The organism is Phascolarctobacterium succinatutens CAG:287, assembly GCF_000434895.1.
GTDB classification, from domain to species: Bacteria; Bacillota; Negativicutes; order Acidaminococcales; family Acidaminococcaceae; genus Phascolarctobacterium_A; species Phascolarctobacterium_A succinatutens_A.
The window spans coordinates 1-22,113 of sequence record NZ_FR892828.1 but is presented as its reverse complement, the minus strand read 5'-3'; the positions used below and the strand labels follow the sequence as shown (position 1 = coordinate 22,113).

Genomic DNA, 22,113 nt, shown 5'->3' with positions numbered 1-22,113 from the left:
CGGTGCAGTTTTTTCTATTATGCTTTCTACTTCACCCTTAAATGCTGCACGCCCTGCATAGCGAATGCTTCGCCGTAGGCAGCATGGGCGATTTCCTGTACGCCGAAAACAACGTCCTGCGAGCAGTTGTAGATATAGCCTTCATTGGGATAAAAAAGCTGCTTGCTTTTGATGGCGCGCATGGTCTGCAGCGATGGATCCTCTAAAAATTCCTGATTATATTTTTTGATATCAAAATTGCCATGGTCGTTATACACCGGCATTATCAGTAAATCCGGATCAATCTTCACCAGCATTTCCTTAGTAACCTGCTGGCCGTTTTTGATTCCTGCAGCCGAAACGCCGTTGATAACGCCTGCTTCCTTACACATATCGTCAAAAATGCAGCCTTCGCCGCCATAGGAGCTCATTAGCGAAACAAGCACGATTTTCTTCTTCTGCTGCAGCTTGAGCGCCTCTACCTGCTGCTTAACCTGCGCCAGCTTGCTGTCCATCAGCTTTACCAGCTCTTCTCCCTTACTGTCGGCGTGCATGGCTTTGGCGATAGTGCGCACGTTTTGCCTGATATCCTCAATAGTCGCCGGTCCTTTCAGTACGATAACATTCATGCCCAAATTACGCAAATTTTCGACACGGTTCATGTCGCTCCAATCGTAGGCAAAGACTACATCCGGCTTCAGCGCCAGCACCTCTTCTGCCGAAGGGTTTTTGATTTTGTGCTGAATTTTTTTAGCCTGCTCTACAAGGTTGGAGCTTACCGGATCATCGGCCAGATAATTGACGGCAACCAATTTATCTTCCATGCCCAAGCCCATGACTATGCCATCACTGCTGAGCGCCAGCGTCAGCACCTTTTGCGGTGCCTGCTTGAACGTGGTAACTGTTCCATGCTCATCGGTTACTTTATAGCTTCCGTCTGCGGCAGCGTCTTTTCCGCCGCTGCCTTGTCCGCAGCCTGTGACTAAAAGCAGCAGCAACAGCAGTAAACAAAAAAATTTCTTCATGCTTTATGCCTCTATTCTCATCGTTTTATTTCAGCGGTATTGACTTATATGCGGCAATACCGACAATACAACAATTTATATTATAAAGTATATAGCGCTATGATAGTCAAGAGTAAAGAAAAGCAAAAAAGAAAATAAACGCTTGTTTTTATTTCATTTGTATGTTATAATTATTTCAGTTGCATGGGTAGCCGTTTTCCAACGGAGGTCATGCCTGGTTGTGAGAACCAGTGGCGTTTGTCGAGCTTTCGGCAAACGCCTTTTTTTTATCGCTTCACGCTTCATGCTGCATTCCGCGCCATAGGCAGACTTATCCTCGAAGCCATACCAACGTGCGAAGCAACCGCCGCCGCACAATTTAAAATCGTCGCATTGGCGGCAAAAATCCATTGATTCGGCAATCACCTGCTTAGTTTTTTCTACTAAAGAAGGTTCTAAGCCAGTATATACATTACCAAGGTAAAAATCTGCATTGCCTACCAGCGAGGAGCAGGCGTAAATATCACCCTTGGCATCTACAAAGGCTGCTTCGCCGTTCATGGCGTAGCAATGGCCGAAGGTCAGACTGCAATCCTTACACAAAAGCTGCGCGCGCTCCTGCTGTGCAATCGCTATGCGCATTCCTGTGAGCTTCGCCAGCTCATCGCAGCGCGCAAAAACACGCTGCATAGCCTGTTGCATCGCTGCAGGCGCAGGCGGCTGCAGATTGCGTCCGCGTCCCTGCCCACGCAGAATATCAAAGCCTATTTTACGGATGTTGCCCAAAAAGTAGGCAAAATCCACAATGCCTTCCAGCGTATCTACGTTTTCCGACGTCACTACGCAGGTTACGCCGCAGGCAATATTATTGCGGCGTAAAACCTCAATACCCTTCAAAATCTCACCGGTCGCACCATAGCCGTTCTTTTTCAGCCTCAGCTTGTCATTGACTGCCGGTCTGCCGTCAAGGCTCACGCCGATAGCAACCTTATTTTTATAGAGATACTTGGCAATCTTATCAGTAAGCAGAGAACCGTTAGTCTGCAGCTGCAGTACGGCAGGCAGTTTTTCCTGATGCACATAATCTACCACTGCCTTCAGGCAATCAAAGTTCAGCAGCGGCTCGCCGCCGCTGAACTGAATTACGAAACGTTCACCGCCGTCCGCTGCCAGCTTAACTGCTGCCAGCGCTGTTTCCGGTGACATCATACTGCGGTCATGCTCAGAGGCATAGCAATAACGGCAGGCAAAGTTGCACTGGCCGGTCAGGCTCAGCACTAACATTTTAATGCTCATCTGCTCTCTCCTCCAGCTCGCCCTCCATATCAAGGTAGAGCTTTTGCAGCTCCTCCTTGGTCTCCGGCTTAGCCTGCCACAGTCCGCGCTGCTCTGCCTCCAGCAGAATTTCTGTCATGCGCTGCAGCGCCCAAGGGTTCACATCACGCAGCCATTCCTGCACAACCGGATCGAAGGTATATTTTTCAGCATATTTTTCGTACATCCAGTCTTCCATAACGGCGCTCGTCGCGTCCCACTGAAAGCTGTGAGCAATCATGTTGGCCATATCGGCAGCGCCCTTATAGCCATGCTGCATCATGCCCTTAATAAACTTGGGATTAATCGCCTCGCTACGGAACAGGCGCTTTGCCTCCTCCTGTACGCTGTGCATCGTCACACGCGTCCTGTCGGTGCTGTCACCGCAATAAGAGCGCGGCGCACTGCCCTTAATCGAACGCACTGCTGCAATCATGCCGCCATGATAAGCATTGTAGTCATCACTGCTGAGCATATTGGTTTCGTGGTTATCCTCGTTTTTAATCGTAATATCCAAACTGCCCATACGCTTGCGGAACTGCTGCGGCAGGAATTTGCCCTTTGTTTTACCGCCGTAGGCATGACCGCCCCAGCGCACGTAAACATCGGCAATATCATCAATGGTTTCCCAATTTTTGCTTTCCAAAAGCGCCGCAACGCCTGCGCCATATGTTCCCTGCGCATCGCCGAAGACGCGGAAGGCCGCCTGACGCCATGCAGCAGCGTGCTCCATGCCCTCCTGCTGCTCCAGCTCCCTGGTATCCTCCTGAATATGCTTGCGTACAAAGTTCAAATCATCAGGCTCATCCTGCTCCGCTGCCAACAGCACCGCCTTATCCATCACTTGCATTACCGACGGCATAGTATCGCGGAAGAGGCCGCTGATACGCGCCGTAACGTCAATACGCGGACGCTTGAGCTCCATCAGCGGAATGACCTCCAGGCCGTTGATACGCAGGCTGCCGCTCTGATACTTGGGACGAATACCCATGAGATAGAGGAATTCAGCAATGCACTGTCCGTGGCTGCGCATATTCGCGCCGGACCAGAACACCATACCGATATTTTCGGGATAATGGCCTTCCTCCGCAATGAAGCGCTCTACCACCTGGTCGCCCAACGTTTGACCGATTTCCCATGCCGCCGGGGTTGGCAGGCAACGCGGGTCCACACCGTAGAAGTTGCGTCCTGTCGGCAGCAAATCAGCGCCGCCGCTGGAGGGAGCACCGCTCGGACCAGGCTCGATATATTCGCCCTCAAAGCCACGCAGCATATTGGTAATTTCCTGCTTCGTCAAAAGCAGATTGGGATAAAGTGTATCTACTATATAGTTGCAGACCACTTCCAGCTTTTCTCTGCTTTCCGCCGGTGCCTGCTGCACCCAGGGCAGCTGCAGAGCATCAGCAACCGCATCCTTAACAAAGCCTTGCTGCTGCAGGCAGCGAATCAGCTCGCGGCACTGATTGGCGATACGGTCGATTAGCATACCGTAGGTAATATTCAGCGGCTCATATATCAGGCTGCTGTTTTCCAGCAGATAGTAATAATCAAAGCCATACAGAGCTGCTATTGCCTGTGTCAGACTGGGGATATTGCCGTTATCAAGACGCAGCAGCAGCCACAGATAATCCTCCAGCTGCTGGTCCTCCGGCGGCTGTCCCATAATATGCAGGCCTGTATGCACCTCCATATTCTTCAAATCCGTAATGTAATTATGCAGATTCATCACATATTCGTCGAAGGGCTTTTCTTCATCGTAAGTAACCTCATCCTGCAGGTTGGCCTCGGCAACCTTCGCCAGCACCAGCTCCTGCAAGCGCGGCAGATTATCCGGCTGCGTGCTGCTGAAGTGCACGTATTCGTCAATGAGCTTTTCCAGCTCCTCCAGCTCGTCATACACCCCCGCCTGTGTCTGCGGCGCCGGCAGATGCTCAATCAGGCAGGCAGCGCCGCGGCGCTTAGCCTGAATACCCTCACCCGTAATGGTGATGTTATAAGGATAAATGTTCGGCAAATCTCCCAGTGCCAAATCCGGGTAGCAGCTGCAGTCCAGGCCGGCGTTCTTGCCCGGCAGCCATTCCAAGCTGCCATGCGTACCGATATGCGCAACGGCATCTGCCTGCCACACATCGCGTACCCAACGGTAGAAGGCCAGATATTGATGCGTCGGTGCAACGTAAGGATCGTGGTAAATTTTCTCCGGGTCCTCGCCAAAGCCACGCGGCGGCTGCACGGTTACGAAAACATTGCCGTTCATCGTTCCCGGCACCAGGATATCGCCGTCATATTCCATGACAGCGCCAGGCGCTTCGCCCCAATCCTTCACCAGCTGCTCCTGCACCTTTTTATCCATCAGGGCAAAGAACTCTTTATATTCTGCTCCCTTCAGCTTGTTGGCAGCATCAACCTGCTTTTCCGTCAGCATGCTGCGGTCATTGGTGGCATTGGCTGTCAGCTGTTTGATAAATTCCTTCGTATCCTCAGGAATCCAATCTACCTTATAGCCACGCTCGCGCATTGCAGCCAGCACGCGACGGATGCTTTCGATTGTATCTAAGCCGACAGCACTGCCGATATTGGAATTACGCGGCGGATAGTTATGGAAAATAATAGCGATTTTTTTCTCGCTGTTAGCCTTATGGCGCAGCATTGCCCACTTCTTCGCCTTGGAGGCCATGCGCTTTACACGCTCCATATTAGGCAGATAGCGGACATCGCCGTTTTCCAGAATTTTTTTGTGTGCTATAGGCACGCCGTGAATAATACCATCAAATTCCGGCAGAGAAACGCTGATGGAAACCTCCATCGCGTTCATGCCTTCAAAGCTGTCCTTCCATTCCTCAAAGGGCGCAATTGTCGTATAGGCAGCCAAAACAGGTACGTTAAGCTTTTTCAGATAATCAAGATTAATCGAACCGCCGGTAGTCATGGAAAACTTCATGACATTCAGCAGCACGTCGATTGCAGGCACACCGTCTGCCGTACAGAAGAAGCTGTTGAAAACCTGCGTCAGACTGGGCATGCCCATTTCCTCAAGCGGCATGCCGTTGCTGAAAACGCAGACAGCGTTGACGCCCTGTGCCTCCAGCTCTTCTATCATCGCAGTCTGGTAGGTCAAATCGCCCCACACCCATTCGTCGCGATAAAAAAGAATACCGGCTGTCGGACGGCCGCTGACGCAAAAATCACGCTGGTATTCCGCTAAATCGGTATATACCTTTTTCGCCCTCGGGTGATAAATACCGCACCAGTGAATAGGATTCGGCTCATCGACTGTAATAGTCTCACCTTGCAGCAGCTGCTGCAGATATTGCCACAAATTGTAATAGTTGATTTCGCCGCCGAACATGCAATATTTTTTGATAACAGCAAGCTGCTCAGGTGTCAGTCCCTGCGCCAGCTCACCCTCCTTGCTGCCGGAAGCATCAATATAAAAGGGCAGGCGCAGCTGCTTCAGCAGGCTGACGCAGCGCTGCAGGAACGGTGTATCCAGACCTGTACCCATCCATTTCATAATGACCAGCTTAGAGCCGACAAGCTCCTTGTGCCATTTATCATCCCAAACCGTCGCATCTGTAATCCAACGGCAGGCGCAGGCATTATCCAGCTTGCCCTCCTGCTGCAGCTTTTCCATAGTCTGCTGCATCATACCCATGCGGCGGATAACATTCGTCAAGAAAATAACCTTCATAATTTCTACCTCATCTTAAAAGAACTGCTTCTGCATTCTGCGCAGCAGATACAGGAAGTACGGCGTACCTAAAAACGCCGTCATAATACCTACACGCACCTCTGCCGGCGGCATAATAACACGTCCCAGCGAATCGCAGAATACCAAAAAGGCTGCACCGCCAAGAGCGCTGGCAGGCAAAAGCACGCGATGGTCAGGACCAATCAGCATACGCATCATATGCGGAATAACAAGGCCGACAAACCCGATATTACCGCTGACGCAAACGGAGGTCGCAGTAGTCATGGCCGCTACGAAAAGCAGACCCATGCGGAAAGCAGTAACAGGCATACCAACAGCTTTGGCTTCCGTTTCGCCCAGCACCAGAATGTTCAGGTGACGTGCCAGCAGGCACATAATAATAATGCCGCACAGCACAGGTCCCACTGCCAGATATACGTGCTCCCAACGACGATAATCAAGACCGCCGACCATCCAGAAAAGATATTGCTGCAGCTTCTGCTCGTTCATAAATGTAAGCAGGCCGGAGGTAATGGCACCCAAAAGCATACCCACGGCAACACCTGCCAAAAGCAGCGTCATAACAGGTATTTTGCCGTTACGCATCGCCAAAAATACCGTCAGGCACACAGCGCAGATACTGCCGCAAAAAGCGAAGGCCGGCATAGCAAACATACTGCCGGAGGCTGCACCCAAAGCAATAGAAAGCACAGCACCGGTAGCAGCACCGGAGGAGATACCGATAAGACCGGGATCTGCCAACGGGTTGCTGAAGATGCCCTGCATTACAGCGCCGGAAATACCCAGCGCCGCACCAACAAGCACACCTACCAGCATACGCGGCAGACGGATATACCAGATAACGGCAAGCTGCTCCCTGCTGTAATCAGCATCCGTAAAGCCCGGCAGATTCAACTGAGAGCCGATAACTGCCAGCGCCTTGCCTACAGGCACATCTATCTGCCCGAAGGTCAGAGATACACAGGCAATAACAATTAAGAGAACTGCTAATAGAATAATAGCCAAAGGACTCCGTTCACGTTTAATAATCATCTACAAACACACTTCCTCAAAAAATTTCCGGATATACAGCATGCGCAATGTTTTCAATAGCATCGACAATATGCTGGCTGGCAACATAGCGGTATTTGTCCGAAACAAACTTAATCTGCTTGTTGCGTACAGCCTTAACATCGCGATAAGCGGGGTCATTCATTACGGCATAAGCATAACCCTGCACATCCTGTTTATTGTTGTAATTCCAGGTCGGCAGCATAAAAATATCCGGATTAATGCGTACCACCTGTTCCTTGCTGATAGCAGGCATACCATGCTCGCTCTTGTTTTCGTCGGCAACAATAGCCGCGCCGTTGATAACATGTGCCATCGTCAGCATGCTGTCGAGCAAATCTCCTCTACGCCCCATGGCAGAGGTAAAATTAAAGGCTACAGCAACGCGCCTTTCGCTTGACGGAATCTGACGCAAGCGTTTTTGCAGCTGCTGCAGGTGCGTATCCATCTTCTGCACCATCAGCTCCCCCTGCTGCTTTTCGCCTACCGCTACAGCTATACCGCGGATTTTGTCGCACATCTCCTTGTAATTATGCGGACTGCGCGCAATATATACAGGCACGCCCAAGCCCTCCAGACTGCGGACCAAGTCGCTTGAAGTAGCAGTCGAAACAACAACAAGGTCAGGCTGCAATGCGTAAACCGCTTCCGTATTTTCCGGCACCTTGCGTCCCACAGTATAGGCCTGCTCCTTGGTAATAAAGCTGATTTCACTGTCACCCGCCCAACGGCTGTAGGCCATAATACGTTTTATGTCAACTAAATCAGTAAGGATTTCATCCGTACCATATGTAAGCGAAACTATCCGCTGCGGCTTATGCTCAAAGTGCAGCGTCCTTCCGGCATCGTCCGTAACGCTATAGGCCACATCCGCCGCCGGCGAAGCAGGAACATCGGCAGCCTGCTGCTTACTGCATCCTGCAGTAAATACCAAAAGCAACAGGCTTATAATCATCAATAGCTTTTTCATAGACCACCTACTCTACTTTATTCTTTTTCCTGCGGATAAAGCAATTCCACAGTCGCTCCAGCATGTAAGCACTGCCCTGCAGGCCTACCATCGGCTGCTTGGTAATAAACACCTCATCATTCGTAGGATAGCAGATATTGCAGGCATCAAAGCTGCACTGCTTTCTGCGGTAAAGAACCGAGCTTTCGCTGCTGCTCGTCAGCAGCAGTACATTGTCACAGGTTTTAAAATATTCGCTGATGGCAGCATCGTCCACGCCAACAGTATAAATCGCCTCTGCAGTGTTGCAGGCAGGCGCATCTTTGAGCGGTTGCTGGCAGATGACCGTCAAACTGCCGATATCAGTCCATTCGGTGCGTAGCGTCTGTGCGAGGCACAGCGCCTGTGTAGCAGGCGCGCTGACGAGCACGTTATCAAACCACATGCTGCCCCAAAGTGCGATGGCTTCATTATTACGGCTCAGCAGATAATTATCCTGCGCCTGTGCTTCTGCCATCACCTTGTCCAACGCGGGAGCCGGCAGCTTCGCATTTATCTGCTGCAGCCAGCGCAACGTTCCCTGCACACCATAAGGCAGGCCGGCAAAAATATACGGCGTGCCGTATTGCTTCTGCAGATATTCGGCAAGCGGCAACCCCAGCTCCGCATTCGTAACAATGTTCAGCGAAGCCTCCGGCAGCTTCTGCAGCTCCTCCAACGTGCATTCGCAGCCGGGAGTGCACAGCACCTCATAGCCTGCAAGCTGCAGTAAGCGTTTTAATTCCTGCGTATCGGCAGCACCCTGCAGATAAAATTCCGATTGTCCTAAAATACTGACAGCCAAGGGCTTTGCTGTCGCAGTCTGCGGCAACAGCTGCGCAAACAGCTTCTTGGCAGCCTTGGCGTAGCCTTCGGCAAAGCCGCCGACCATACCGCCGCTGTCCAATGTAACCACTGGGAACGGCAGCTCCAGCTTGCGCGCCATGCCTGCCAGATCATCACCGATTAAGCTCAGCGAGCAGCTGCTTTCCAAAAGCAGCACCGAAGGCTTATGACCATCCTCCAGCATGCGCCGCAGCTCCTGCGTCACATATTCCTCGGAACCGTAAATAACAGCGTTATTATCAGGCTGCGAGCCGTAAAAGCGCGTATACATATCAGGGCGCGCCTTTTCCAGATGGCGTAAAGCATAAAAATAACACCACAATGGTCCGTTAATCAAAACCTCACTCTTATCAATAGCAGCAAAAAAGGCACCTGCACCTGTCAGCGCACAGGTATCCACACGCTCGCAGATATTGCCCCAACCTTGCTTTTCAGACATAGCGCACGCCTCCCTTCAGCCTGCTGCACAGGCTCTGATATATTCCTTGCATCATCTTTACCTCACCGGCAACGGCAACCTGCGGCAGCATCGGCAGGAAAATCTGACGTGCTTCCTTATTCTGCAGCTCATGCGTTGTCAACACGATATCTGCCTCTGCAACCAGCTTTTCACCCTCCGCCGTAGTATAAACAGGTACATCGCTGTTTTCCTGCACAACCTTCAGCATCGCTTCGCGCTCATCACCGTCATAGGAATCCAAGAGAATAATGCCTGTAAGATTCAAGCGCAAAAGCCTGATGGTCTGCAGGATATTCCCCGGATGAAAATATCTTAGGATACGGCCGATGCACAGCACTGTTTTTTTGCCTTCCGTTACCGGCAGAAAATGCTGCAGCTGCTCACTTAAGCGCTGCTGCTCCAGCCTCAGCACCTGCTGTGCCAACTGCTCACGTCCCAGCATACGGCCGATGCTGATAATCCAGTCCTGTGTTTCCTGCCAGCCTACAGGATAAATATCGGCCAGATAATGTGTGCCGTATTTTTCCTGCAGCTGCTCTGCAACCTTACGCAAGCCGATATGCGTCTGCCCGCGGCCGCCAAGCACAATAGCATATTCGGCAGCCGCCACCTTTTCCAGCTCATCCATAGCCATATAGCCGGGGAACTGACCGATGACCTTCACACCGAATTCCTGCAGAATCCGCGTAACCTCTTTCGCATAATGGCCCCACGGGCCGCCGTTATCACCTAAAAGCAATACACTGTCCTTTTGCTTGGCGCAAGGCTTGACGAAGCGCTCCAACAGCTTCTGCGTAATTTCAAAATAACCGTCATAATATTCCGCACCCAAAAAGCCGCAGCATTCAACAGTAAGGATAGGAACATTGTATTCCTCCTCCACCTCGCGTGCCACGGATTCCACATCGTCACCGATAACACCGGCAACGCAGGAATTGGCAATCATCAGGCATTTGGGTTTATATGTTTCTATAGCAAAGTGCAGACATTTTTCCAAACGTGCCGCACCGCCGAAAATAGCATCCTTTTCCTGCATCTGGCTGCTCAGCAGCGGCACGGAGCCCCACTGCTCGCGCTCATTTTCGGACAAAGTGCGGTATTGCGAGTTAATATCCATCGTGCGTGCTACATGAGCGCAGGCACGCGGGCTGTGAAAGACTACCACAGCGCCGTCCATATAGGCAACGGCGCGCCACACGCCCGGCATGCTGCAGCTGCAGCTTTTGCGTGCACTGTAAAAGCGTCTTGTTTTAATTGCCATATTCGGCCACCAGCTTTTCAAGCTCCTCAAAACTCATCGGCGTAGGAATAGCCATGTTTTCATTATGCCAGATATCATGCGCCAGCTTGCGATAAACACCGGCCTGAGCGCTTTCCGGTGCATATTGCAGCACTGTCTGGCGATTGTTTTCTGCCTTGTTGACAATAACGTCACGCGGAATAAAGGCAATAAGCTGGGTGTGCAGGCGTTTGGCGAATTCCTGCAGCAGCTGCTGTTCGTTAGGTGTATTACGGCCGTTGCCGATAATGCCGCCCAGACGCACGCCACCGCGCATAGCAAAGCGCTTAACGCCCTTGGCGATGTTGTTGGCAGCATACAGGCTCATCAGCTCGCCGGAAGAAACAATATATATATCGGTTGCGTAGCCCTCGCGGATAGGCACAGCAAAGCCACCGCAGACTACGTCACCTAAAACGTCATACATAATCAGGTCCTCGTCCGTCAGCACCTCCAGCGAACGCAGCTTTTCCAGCGCCACGATAATGCCGCGGCCTGCACAGCCTACACCAGGCTCAGGACCGCCGGCCTCCACACATTTAATGCCATTGTAGCCTGTATGAACAATATCCTCTGCCGCAACCTCATCATTATCGCGCACCATGTCCAGCACAGTCTGGCTGCAGATGCGTCCCAGCAGCAGTCTGGTAGAATCATTTTTCGGGTCGCAGCCGATTTGGCAAACCTTAAGTCCTTCTTCACTGAATGCAGCCGACAGATTTGAAGTTGTTGTGGACTTGCCGATACCGCCCTTACCATAAATCGCAATTTTTTTCATTAGACATTGACCTCCATCCTATACTCAAAAACTTCTATTTCAACTAGCAGGAAAAATATGATATAATTTACTAGATAAAAAGAAGTGATATTACTCCTTTTAATATTAAACTATATACTAGTATTATAGTCAAGCTTATGAGGAACAATTATGATTAACAAAGACAAGAGAAAGTACTTTACTGCCGGTGAACTGGCGGCAATTTTTAATATATCCAAGCAATCTTTGCTCTACTATGACAAGGTTAACCTGCTTTCACCGGACTTTGTCAGTGAAAATGGCTACCGCAATTATTCTATCCAGCAATTTCTTGATTTGGAGATAATAGTTAACCTGCGTGCGCTGGATATCAGCATCGCCAACATCAAAAAATATCTGGAAAACCGCAGCAAAGAAAATTTTCTGCAGCTGCTGCAGGAAAAAACAGCCGAATGTCAGGCCATTATCCGCAACAATCAGGAAATCTGCGACACCATTGAACGCATCAAGGACGATATGCACGTCAAGGAGCTCAATCCATGTCGCCACCTGACGCTCAGCTGGCAAAATGACCGTCTGTTGCGCCTGACGCCGCTTGCGGAAAGTGATGACGGCAAAAGCCGTATTACCAAATTTGCCCGCCATGGACAAAGACGCGCGCATCACAAGGGAGCACTGCCTAATCATGCAGGCTGGGTTTTAGACCAGGAAAGCTTTTTTAAAAAGCATGAATTTCAACGTTCACAGGCATATTTTTCCTGCGTCACCAGCGCCACCAAGCATCGGCAGTCCATCAAACTGACGCTGCCTGCCGGTCTGTATCTGGAAATTATTTTTTCGGGTACCTTTTGCGAGAACGCTGAAAAATTATCCCAGCGCATCGAACGCTTTATGCAGGCCAATGATTTGGAGCCTGTCGGCAATATCTATATCCTGCCCTTGGAAAACCATTGGTTCTCCTGTGACTGTGAGCAGTATGTCAACAAAATCTTTCTGAAGGTTATAGACAAGAATATGCCCTCACTGACGTAAAAAGCTGCCGCATCGACTGATGCGACAGCTCTTTTGGTTCCGCTTGCATATAACAAAAAATAGTGCTAAAATATTAATAGAAAAAGGTGCTGCCGATAGACGGCTAGCCGCATTTAATGGTTTCTTTATAAAAAATAACCGCTACTGGGCAAAAGTGGGCGGTTATTTTTTACTATGTAAATTCCCTAACGCGAAACCAAGAGCAAAACAGCCAACGCCGAAGCTCATAATCCCTAAAAAGGTATCTATGGTCAACATGGGTAATCACCCCTCACGGTGAGATTTCCAGCAAAGCCGGATTTCTATAGCATCGGAGGGTCACAGTCCCTCCGTAGAGGGCTAACCGCCTACCGTTTTTGGCAGCACTGCAAACATTATATCATATTTCATTAAATAGCAAAACTGAATTTCGCTTTGAATATTACAAAAAAGCTGCCGCATCGACTGATGCGACAGCTCTTTTTGTACTTATTTGTGGTGGCAATGACCACTGGTTTCACCGTTCATGATTTTACGGAAGGTTTCATGCGCTTCATCTGCGCTCTTGCCGCTTTCCAGTGCTTTTTTCATATGTACCATTGCAGTGCGATATTTAGCATGTGCTTCATCCTGCGGAATGGACTCGATGTCCATCGGGTTGAACTCCATTACCTTTTTGAAGATAGCATGGATTTCGTCGCTGGATTTGCCAGCCTTTTTAGCAGCCTCTACGTGCTTCATAGCACTTTCATAACGATGCTTGCCGTGCGGATCGGTCGGAATTTCAAATTTCGGATGCATATTATTCACCTCACTTCCTTTGATTACAACCATAATATACACTATATTCCCGCTATAAGGTCAAGCGTATATTTTGTCTTTATCACATGATATCAGCTCTCTTTTGTAGTCTGCTGCAGACGGTGTACGATAATTTTGTTAAACTGCTTCTGCCAAGCCGCAAGCATAGCAACAAGCGTGCCTTCGTCGATTAACTCTGCTTCAACAACATATTGCTCAGCCAAAACCTTCAGCAGCTGCTGTCCTGCCATCTGCATTTCTTTAGCGCTGATAAGCTCCCACAAATACTGGTCTAAAAGATGCGCATACAGCGAAGTATATACCAGCATTATATCTTCTTTAGCCAGCTTTTCGGCTGCCAGCAGATATTCCGGCTTTACTACCGCAGCATCCTGTGCGCTGTAGGACTGCCACATATCGCCCGCCTTGATGTCAAAACGCTTGAGGCGGCGGAAAACATCGTGCTGCTTCGCCGGAGTCAGTCCGGACTGCTTGGCGAGCGCTTTTTTTACTGCGTTCTTCACAGCCTTGCCGATAAGCTCACCCAGCTTGGAATGCTTACCCGCGCCCTCCATATACAACTCGCTTTCACTGTTGGCAATGACAATCGTCTGGTCTGTACCTGAGCCGGTAGCGATACCATTAGAGTATTTACTGCCCTCCAGCAGCTCCTGAATGGCAGCAGTCTTGGCCTCGGTGCAGGTCACTAGGGCACGCGCCATTGTACCTTCCGGCATATCGCAGTCCAACAGCAGCATAATATTAATTGTTCCGTACTTCACCGGCTTAGGCTGCGGCTTGTAGTAATCAGCAGGGTCACCTGCGCGCCCGCCATTTGTTTCAATGCCGCCGGTTACGATGGCAGTTACAGTCAGCTCCTTAAAGCTCAGTGTTTCAACAACAGCGTTTTCCATGCTTGCCGCCGTACCCATGCCGCTCACCTTGTCCGGGTCCAGCGCCAGGCGCTTGGATACAAGGCGCATGTGCTCCACATAGGTATCCGCCAGCATTTCGCAGGGCATGCCTGCTCCCTGCTTGGCATCATAATTATATACGGCAGTGTAATCATCATGGTAACCGCCATTATATAGCGATGTGCTTAAGATTTTGCGCGCTCCTGAAAAATAGATAACGATGCTTTTATCGTAAAAATAAACCTTATCTCCTGTCGACAAGGTACATAAATGTTCCGACATAATCAGCCTCCTTGAATGTGTATAATACAGAAGATAGTTTACAGTATATAGTAGTAGTAGTGTCAAGTAATTCACTGTGAATTTTCTAATTGGGAAATTGCTTTAGAGCTGTTAAAAGTTCGGAAAGTGCTGCATATAGTGCTTCTACTATCAAGATTTTTGTAGCAAATTACTTTAGCACGCTAAAAAATCTCGTTTTATGTAGAAAATGCCACTTTAAAAATCTCGTTTTGTGTAGATTTTCGCTGTTAAAAAATCTCGTTTTGTGTTAAAATAGACGTAGAAAAAATCTCGTTTTGTGTAGAAAATGTTGTTTAAAAAATCGCGTTTTATGTTATATAAGGAGCTGAAGCCATGCGCAGAAAAATTTATGATAAATTAACGGAATGGAAAAAAAATAACGGCGAGTCCGCACTACTCATCAAAGGCGCCCGCCGTGTCGGAAAAAGCTATATTGTGGAGCAATTTGCTAAGGCTGAATATAAATCTTATATCTTAATCGACTTCAACCAAGCATCTAACGAAGTAAAGGATTTATTCGAGCATTTCCTTACCGACCTAGATACCTTCTTCCTCTATTTATCAAGCATTTATAATGTCAAGCTATACCCTCGCCAAACATTAATTATTTTAGACGAAGTACAGCTCTTCCCCCGCGCACGTTCTGCTATCAAATACCTTGTTGCCGACGGACGTTATGATTATATTGAAACAGGTTCATTAATATCCATAAAGAAAAATGTCAAAGATATTCTCATTCCCTCAGAAGAAGATCATCTGGAAATGTACCCTCTTGACTTTGAAGAATTTCTCTGGGCCCTAGGCAACGAAACGTTAATGAATGTAATTCGCGACTGCTTTGAAAAAAAGCGTCCTCTCGGTCAGGCTCTGCATCGCAAAGCTATGAACTATCTGCGCCAATACATCATCGTCGGCGGCATGCCACAAGCTGTTGACACCTTCATCAAGACCAATAATTTCGACAAAGTCGATAAGGCTAAGCGCAGGATTCTGAATTTATATCGTGACGATATCCGCAAGCACGCTGACAATTATGCGTTAGACGTAGAAGCTATTTTCGAGGAAATTCCTTCACAGCTCAAAAATCAGCACCAGCATTTCAAGCTTTCATCTATTAAGCAAGGCGCCCGTTTCAATGAATACAAAGACGCCATCTTCTGGCTCTCTGATGCCATGATAGCTAATAACTGCTATAATTCTACCGAACCTAATATAGGTTTGCGTTTAAATCTTGATAAACGACTGCTGAAATGCTATATGGCCGATACCGGTCTGCTCATCAGCCATGCCTTTGATGAAAACAATCTGGTCAGTGAAGAAATTTATAAAAAGCTCTTGTTCGACAAATTGGAGGTAAACAGAGGCATGATTGTGGAAAACACTGTAGCACAAATGCTTGTTGCCAGTGGTCACAAGCTCTACTTTTACGCCAATGCTTCCCGTGATGATGTAGCTTCACGTATGGAAATTGATTTTCTCATTGCCAAAAGTAAAATCAGCAATAGGCATAACATCTCCCCTATCGAAGTAAAGTCCAGCAAAAATTATACCTTATCCTCTATCCGCAAATTCATCAATAAATATACTGAACAGCTACACACGCCTTACGTCCTGCATACCAGCGACCTAAAGGAAGAAGACGGCATTGTATATTTGCCTCTTTATATGACGCCTTTACTTTAGTACGCTAAAAAATCTCGTTTTGTGTAGAAAATGCCATTTTAAAAATCTCGTTTTGTGTAGATTTTCGCTGTTAAAAAATCTCGTTTTGTGTTAATGCGTGCTCAGGAAAATTTTCTATCTACTACTAACAGCCCTGAAAAAATGCTATAATATAAGAAAATACGAATTACGATGTATATGCATAACGAACGAGAGGAGGCTATACTCCATGCAAAATAAATTACCTTTGCCTATCGGCGCATCGAATTACAAGCTCGTAAGCACGGAATACTATTATGTCGATAAAACGCTTCTGATTAAAGAGCTTCTCGACGAACGCGCTGTCATTACCCTCTTCACGCGCCCCAGACGTTTCGGCAAAACGCTGAATATGGACATGCTGCGCACATTCTTTGAAAAGACACCTGAAGATACCAGCAAATATTTCAAAGATAAAAAAATTTGGCAGGCAGGCGAAAAATACACAAGTCAGCAGGGAAAATATCCTATTATTTTTCTTTCTCTAAAGGACGTTAAATTTTCTAATTGGGAAATTGCTTTAGAGCTGTTAAAGGAAGTCATCAGAAATGAATATGCCAGACATCCAGAGCTAGAAAAAAGCACTGAACTCACTAAGGCTGACACAAACCTTTATCAAAAAATCGTCAATGACACTGCCTCTGATGCCAATTATCTTTTCAGTCTCGGCGCTCTCAGCAGAATGCTCCATGCACATCACAAGCTTGCGCCTATTATTATTATTGATGAATATGATACACCTATTCAGGAAGGCTATGTCAATAGCTATTATCAGCAGGTGGTTGAGTTTATCAGAATTCTTTTTTCCTCTGCACTCAAAGACAATCCCCATGTTACGTTGGCAGTTCTCACAGGCATTTTGCGCATCGCCAAAGAAAGTATTTTCAGCGGACTGAATAATATTCGTATATATTCAGTTCTTGATACTCAGTTCAGTAATTATTTTGGCTTTACTGCCGAGGAAGTACAGACTATGGCAGATTATTATCACGCTGTTGATAAGCTCTCAGAAATTCAACAATGGTACGATGGTTATAAGTTTGGCAATACGGAAATTTATAATCCTTGGTCTGTATTGTACTATTTCGGCAACAACTGTACAGCTCTACCCTATTGGGTGCAGACCTCTGGTAATGCAGTTATTCATGAGATATTGCAAAACCTCAACACCGATACCTGTGAAAGTTTAAGAGAATTATTAAATGGTATTACTTTAGACTCCATAATCAACACAAATATCATTTATCCTAATCTCAAGAACATGGAAAGTAACATTTTTAGCTTCCTGCTCATGACAGGCTATCTGAAATCCGTTAACACTACTATAGATGAGCAAGGTACGTATATCTGCCAGCTTGCTATTCCCAATAAAGAGGTTCAAAGCGTTTATTGCAATGAAATACTCTCCCTATTAAGTAACCATATCGGCGAAAATATCGTCCACACGCTTAACCAGGCATTAGTCACTAAAAATACTGCTTCCCTCAAAATAGCTTTAAAAACATTTCTCATGGAATCCATAAGCTATTACGACGGTTTGAAGGAAAACTATTATCACGGTTTGCTTCTAGGCATGAGTATTATTTTTTCTTCTGATTATTACCTTCTCTCCAATCGCGAGAGCGGTGAAGGACGCTATGATATCCAGTTACAGCCTAAAACTGCTGCTATGCCAGGCATCATTATTGAAATCAAGGCTGCTAAGGATGCGACGGAAGAAAAGCTGAAAGCTTTGGCAGCTAACGCCTTAGCGCAGATTGAAAGCAAAAAAAAAGTATCAAAACTATTTACAAATACGGCATTGCCTTCAGTGGCAAGAAAGTAGAAATCGCAACAAATTAAGCTTTAACACAAACAAAACAGCTCCGAAATGCACCACGCATTCCGGAGCTGTTTTGCTTTATGAAAGTTTATGAGTTTATTTGGAGTTTGCTGCAGCGCTGCACAAGCAGCGCCACAGCTTGTTATGAAAAATATTAGAGAGCTGAAATAAAATCAGAAGGTAACCTGCATACCAAGCACAAAGCTGCGGCCCGGCATGGAATACCAGTCACCGGGACGACCGGTTGCATAAATAACGTGGGTACGCTCGGAATACATCTTGTCAAACAGGTTGTTGACCTTAGCGTAGATATTGATATTCTTCGTAGGTGCATAGCTTGCACTCATATTAAAGATAGCATAATCATCTGCCGGCCAGCCGTTCGGGTAATTCGGATTTACACGACGGAAGAAGTAGTAGCCGTCCAATCCTGCCTTAACCTTGGCATAGTCGTAGTATACGGCGAAGGTAGCCAAATCCTTCGGGGAATAACCATAGCTATAGGTATCCTCATCTTCGTACTGGTAAAGATGTCCCCAACCGATATTGGCATTCCAGTGCTCACCCAGCTGTGTCATGAACTGTGCATTCCAGCCACGCGACATGCCTCTGGTATTTACATAGCCTGCAGCGGTAAGACCAATACCGCGTTCGGTTTTGGTTTCAAACCAATTAAAGGTAAAGATATTATAGTCATCAAAGCTCTTGCTGTAGCCGATGGTAGAAGTACGGCCGTAAGCGGGCTTCAAGGATGCGTTACCGTATTGTCTGTTAGTCAGCTGATACATGCTCGGCAGAATAAAGAAATCACTGCGACCTGCATAAAGAATATCCTTATCGGTAATATCCCAGCTCAGCTTGTAGCTCTTGGAGGTGTGGCTTTCCAAGGTTGCACCTGTCTGACCGCTGTTGCTGGGGCGGTCATAGCGCAAGCCGCCGGACAAGGTTACATGCGGAATAATTTTCCAGTCATCCTGTACATAGTAGGAGGTGTTCTTCATCTTGAAGTTTGCCGGCTTACCGCTTGTGCCAACCAACGCTTTAGCAGCGTTGTCCTTGCCGTGAGCATAATCAACGCCGAAAACTACGTTATGTCTGTTGGTGAGATATGTTACCTGATCACTGATAAAGTCATAGGTATAATCGGCATCGGCATTGAACAGAGTGTGATTATTCTGCGCATACTGACCTTCGGTGTTGCTACGGCGATAGGTAAAGCTGTTGCTCCACTTATCCGACAAGGTTAAATCATCCTTGAAGGTAATGGAATCGTTTTTATAATCGCCCCTATAGTTGTTATGGTAAATATAATCATAGCCGTTAAAATCGGATTTAGTCCTGTCATAGCTCAGGCTCAGCTTATGATCCGCATTGATATCATAATTTACCTTCAGGCCGACAGATTTGCTGTCAATATCGCTCTGCCATTTTTTACCGGAGCCATCCTTAAAGTCACCGCTGTGCTTATCATCATAATAAACATGGTAGCCCACCTTGCCCTGACGACCTTGGGTATTCAGCTTATATTGTTTGGTGCTGAAATTGCCAGCAGAAACATCAATGCTGGTTTTGTTATCGTTAATTTTGCGGGTAATGATATTGATAACACCGCCCTTGGCACCGCTGCCGTAAAGCGTACCGGCACCGCCGCGCAGTACTTCAACGCGTTCGATATTATCTGTATTATTGGTCAATGCCGCAAAGAAGTAACCGGAATCACTGCCCTGAAATTCGTTCACACGGACACCGTCAACCAGAACGACAACTTCCTTGCTGCCGTTGATACGGATACCGCTCATGTTGGCGTTCATACCGCCGTTGCCGCCGTAGTTCATGAACTGTACGCCGGGAACAGTACGCAATACCTCTTCCACGCTGCTCATATGCATCTGCTCGATATCCTTACGCGTAATAACGCTGATATCGGCCTTAGCTTCGGTGATTTTGGTCGGGATACGGCTTGCGGTTACAACCATAGAGTCAAGCGTAAACTCCATAGTATCCGCATCATCTGCCGTAGCATCGGCAGCAAAAGCATAACCGGCAAAGCTCATAGCCATTATGGAGCTTGCTGCTGCCAGACAAAATTTCTTTTTATAAGATTTTCTCATCATAGATATACCTTCTCAACAATCAAAAAATTATTTGCTCCAGATTTTTTCCATCAGAGCGGAATAATGCGTATCCAGATGTGCCTTCAGCTGGTCAACGAGAGCAAATACCAATGCCGGGTCGAATTTATCGTCACCTGCGGGAATGCTGAAGGTAAGAATTACGTTACCCTGCGGATTGATGCTGTATTTAAGCATATTGAATTCGTTGTTCAGCTCGTTCAGATAGCTTAAGGTTGCAGCCTTCTTTTCCTCGGTAAGAGTTACCAGATGTGCCTGCAGATAGGTGTAAACGGAATTGTTTACCACGATAAACAGCGGCAAGGTCTGGCCTTCAACCAGCAGTCTGGTGTTGACGAGCAGGTTTGCCTCGTTAATCTGCAGATATTGCAGACCGCTGATTTCATGCGCATCGGCAAATTCCTTTAAAGCGGTGAGCTTCTTCATTGCCAGGGTTTCTTCTGCCTTTTCTGCTGCAGCGGTTACTTCTGCTGTTTCTTCCTTAACTTCGGTATCTTTAATTTCTTCAGCCATTATTTTCTATCTCCTGTCACTGATTGTTTTATAGCTGGCAGGGGCTTAGCGCCCCCGCCAGGAAAATTATTTTAGAAAGTGAATCTCAAGCCTGCGTTAACCTTCCAATCCTGCTTGTAATCACCGGTCAAGGTCTTGGTTACATCACCGTAGAAGGAAACCTTATCGCTCAGGTCATAGGTACCGCCGACAGTCAGGTCGCACCAGGTGCCGTCGAGGTTGAACTCTCTGGTCATGCTTGCGGAGCTGTCGCTGAAGTGAGTATCAACGTTACCGGCAAACTCGTGGGACAGGCTCAGACGGGCAAAGTATCTGCCGTGATCGCTTGCCTGACCTGCTTCGATACCCAGTCTGCCGACAATGCTGGTGAAGGCATCCTGAGAAATATGGCCTTCCAGAGTGCCGGTGCTGTCAAAGTCGCAGCTGCCCAGTCTGCCGATGGTCAGCTGTGCCTGAGGCTCGAAGTAGCCTGCTGCTTCACTGCCGAAGCGTTTGCTGTACTGGCCGGAGAAGCTGAAGCCGTTAGCCTTGTAGTCACCCTTAACGGTTCTGCCAAGGATATCCTTGGTTTCGAAATCATTGGAAACTCTGCCAACCTTAGCAGTCAGATCAATGAATTCGTTATTGCTGATTTCCTTACTGCCGTAGAGGCCCAGAGTATAGGTCTTGGTGTCACCGCTGCCTGCATAGTAGGAATCATCGCCGGTCATGTAGTCAAAAGCTACGCCAACATTCCAGCCGTTAGCCAAGGTCTTGTCGTAGCCTACCTGACCTGCCCAGTAGCTGTTCTTGAAGGAGGTGTTGTTACCGGTATATTTATTCTGGCCACCCCAGGTTCTTGCCCAAACGCCCTGGTTATCTTCGCCGTATGCACCGGCACGAGCTCTGTAGGTGTCGGTTGCAGCATTACGCCAGCCAACCATACCGCTCATAATAGCAGCACGGGTATCCTTACTTACCGCATCCTCATCATACAGCAGCTTAATGCTCTGCTCTGCGGAATCCAGCTTGTAGGAGCCTTTGTTGCCGTCCCATTCAATATCGCCGCTCCAGCTTACATTGGAACCGGTAAGACCGCCGCCAAGCTGCAGCTCAGCCTTCAGGTTGCCGGGGTTCTTTTCTGCATCCTTGTAGATGAGCTTGTTGGCCAGTCCCTTGAATGCATCCTCAACGGAATCCTTATCAAAGGTGTTAATGCCGTTGGAGCCGGTTGCCATGATAACCTGGCTGCCGTCCTTAGCATTGTTGATTACAGTGTCGCCTGCTTTATAAACAATCTTCTTGTCGCCGGCTGCGCGGGTTACGGCATCTTCAAATTCATGGTCATAAATAACTCTGATGCTGCCGGACAGAGTATCGATAGTCAGATTGTTGCTGTCCTTCTGGTAAATCTGGCCTGCGTTATCAGCATTGGTACCGCCAACCAGGTTAGTAACAAAGCTGCCGTTGAATTTTTCACCCTGATATACGTTGGCCAGAGTACCCTGCTGCTCGTTGGTCCAGGTTGCACCGTTCTGCAGCCACAGA

General features: G+C 47.9%; 16 protein-coding genes. 3 read left to right on the top strand and 13 right to left on the bottom strand.

The annotated features are described in order from the left end of the window. Positions 1-26 precede the first annotated feature (26 nt). The 8 genes from BN587_RS10935 to BN587_RS10900 form a co-directional block, all read right to left on the bottom strand. A complete protein-coding gene (locus tag BN587_RS10935) occupies positions 27-1,004 on the bottom strand; it encodes an ABC transporter substrate-binding protein (RefSeq protein ID WP_021721179.1) in 978 nt (325 codons plus the stop codon). Between the two features lie 153 nt (positions 1,005-1,157). Then, positions 1,158-2,279 (bottom strand): radical SAM/SPASM domain-containing protein, encoded by a 1,122-nt coding sequence (locus tag BN587_RS10930; RefSeq protein WP_021721178.1) that lies wholly within the window; start codon positions 2,277-2,279, stop codon positions 1,158-1,160. Further along, entirely contained in the window at positions 2,269-5,988 is a 3,720-nt protein-coding gene (cobN, locus tag BN587_RS10925; RefSeq protein WP_021721177.1) for a cobaltochelatase subunit CobN, read from the bottom strand. The genes BN587_RS10930 and cobN overlap by 11 nt, the downstream gene beginning before the upstream one ends. A gap of 15 nt (positions 5,989-6,003) precedes the next feature. Beyond that, entirely contained in the window at positions 6,004-7,041 is a 1,038-nt protein-coding gene (locus BN587_RS10920; RefSeq protein ID WP_021721176.1) for a FecCD family ABC transporter permease, read from the bottom strand. Between the two features lie 16 nt (positions 7,042-7,057). Then, a complete protein-coding gene (locus BN587_RS10915) occupies positions 7,058-8,029 on the bottom strand; it encodes an ABC transporter substrate-binding protein (RefSeq protein WP_021721175.1) in 972 nt (323 codons plus the stop codon). A gap of 7 nt (positions 8,030-8,036) precedes the next feature. Continuing rightward, positions 8,037-9,332, bottom strand: coding sequence for a nitrogenase component 1 (locus tag BN587_RS10910; protein WP_021721174.1), 1,296 nt, complete (start codon positions 9,330-9,332; stop codon positions 8,037-8,039). Next, positions 9,325-10,614, bottom strand: coding sequence for a nitrogenase component 1 (locus tag BN587_RS10905; protein WP_021721173.1), 1,290 nt, complete (start codon positions 10,612-10,614; stop codon positions 9,325-9,327). The genes BN587_RS10910 and BN587_RS10905 overlap by 8 nt, the downstream gene beginning before the upstream one ends. Next, positions 10,604-11,410, bottom strand: a complete 807-nt coding sequence (locus BN587_RS10900) for an AAA family ATPase (RefSeq protein ID WP_021721172.1) — start codon at positions 11,408-11,410, stop codon at positions 10,604-10,606. The genes BN587_RS10905 and BN587_RS10900 overlap by 11 nt, the downstream gene beginning before the upstream one ends. A gap of 150 nt (positions 11,411-11,560) precedes the next feature. Between BN587_RS10900 and BN587_RS11595 the strand changes: the two genes are divergently transcribed. Next, positions 11,561-12,421, top strand: a complete 861-nt coding sequence (locus BN587_RS11595) for a MerR family transcriptional regulator (RefSeq protein ID WP_021721171.1) — start codon at positions 11,561-11,563, stop codon at positions 12,419-12,421. Positions 12,422-12,889: 468 nt separating this feature from the next. On the opposite strand, the gene BN587_RS10890 is transcribed toward BN587_RS11595, so the two are convergent. Further along, positions 12,890-13,201, bottom strand: a complete 312-nt coding sequence (locus tag BN587_RS10890; protein WP_021721170.1) for a hypothetical protein — start codon at positions 13,199-13,201, stop codon at positions 12,890-12,892. A 92-nt stretch (positions 13,202-13,293) separates the two neighbouring features. Next, on the bottom strand, positions 13,294-14,397 hold the full coding sequence (locus tag BN587_RS10885) for an adenosylcobinamide amidohydrolase (RefSeq protein WP_021721169.1): 1,104 nt from the start codon (positions 14,395-14,397) through the stop codon (positions 13,294-13,296). Between the two features lie 354 nt (positions 14,398-14,751). On the opposite strand from BN587_RS10885, the gene BN587_RS10880 reads away from it, so the two are divergent. Then, a complete protein-coding gene (locus BN587_RS10880) occupies positions 14,752-16,101 on the top strand; it encodes an ATP-binding protein (protein WP_021721168.1) in 1,350 nt (449 codons plus the stop codon). Between the two features lie 208 nt (positions 16,102-16,309). Continuing rightward, the gene (locus tag BN587_RS10875) at positions 16,310-17,944 is read left to right on the top strand and encodes an AAA family ATPase (RefSeq protein ID WP_021721167.1); all 1,635 of its coding nucleotides are present in this window, start codon (positions 16,310-16,312) and stop codon (positions 17,942-17,944) included. 170 nt (positions 17,945-18,114) lie between these two features. Here BN587_RS10875 and BN587_RS10870 read toward each other — a convergent pair whose 3' ends face one another. From BN587_RS10870 to BN587_RS10860, 3 genes are all read right to left on the bottom strand, one after another. Further along, on the bottom strand, positions 18,115-20,055 hold the full coding sequence (locus BN587_RS10870) for a TonB-dependent receptor plug domain-containing protein (RefSeq protein WP_021721166.1): 1,941 nt from the start codon (positions 20,053-20,055) through the stop codon (positions 18,115-18,117). Between the two features lie 27 nt (positions 20,056-20,082). Next, positions 20,083-20,586: a YbjN domain-containing protein gene (locus tag BN587_RS10865; protein ID WP_021721165.1), complete on the bottom strand. Its 504-nt coding sequence runs from the start codon at positions 20,584-20,586 to the stop codon at positions 20,083-20,085. A 71-nt stretch (positions 20,587-20,657) separates the two neighbouring features. Beyond that, positions 20,658-22,113, bottom strand: a 1,456-nt coding sequence (locus BN587_RS10860; protein ID WP_044484946.1) for an autotransporter outer membrane beta-barrel domain-containing protein, incomplete at its 5' end; no start/stop codon positions are given.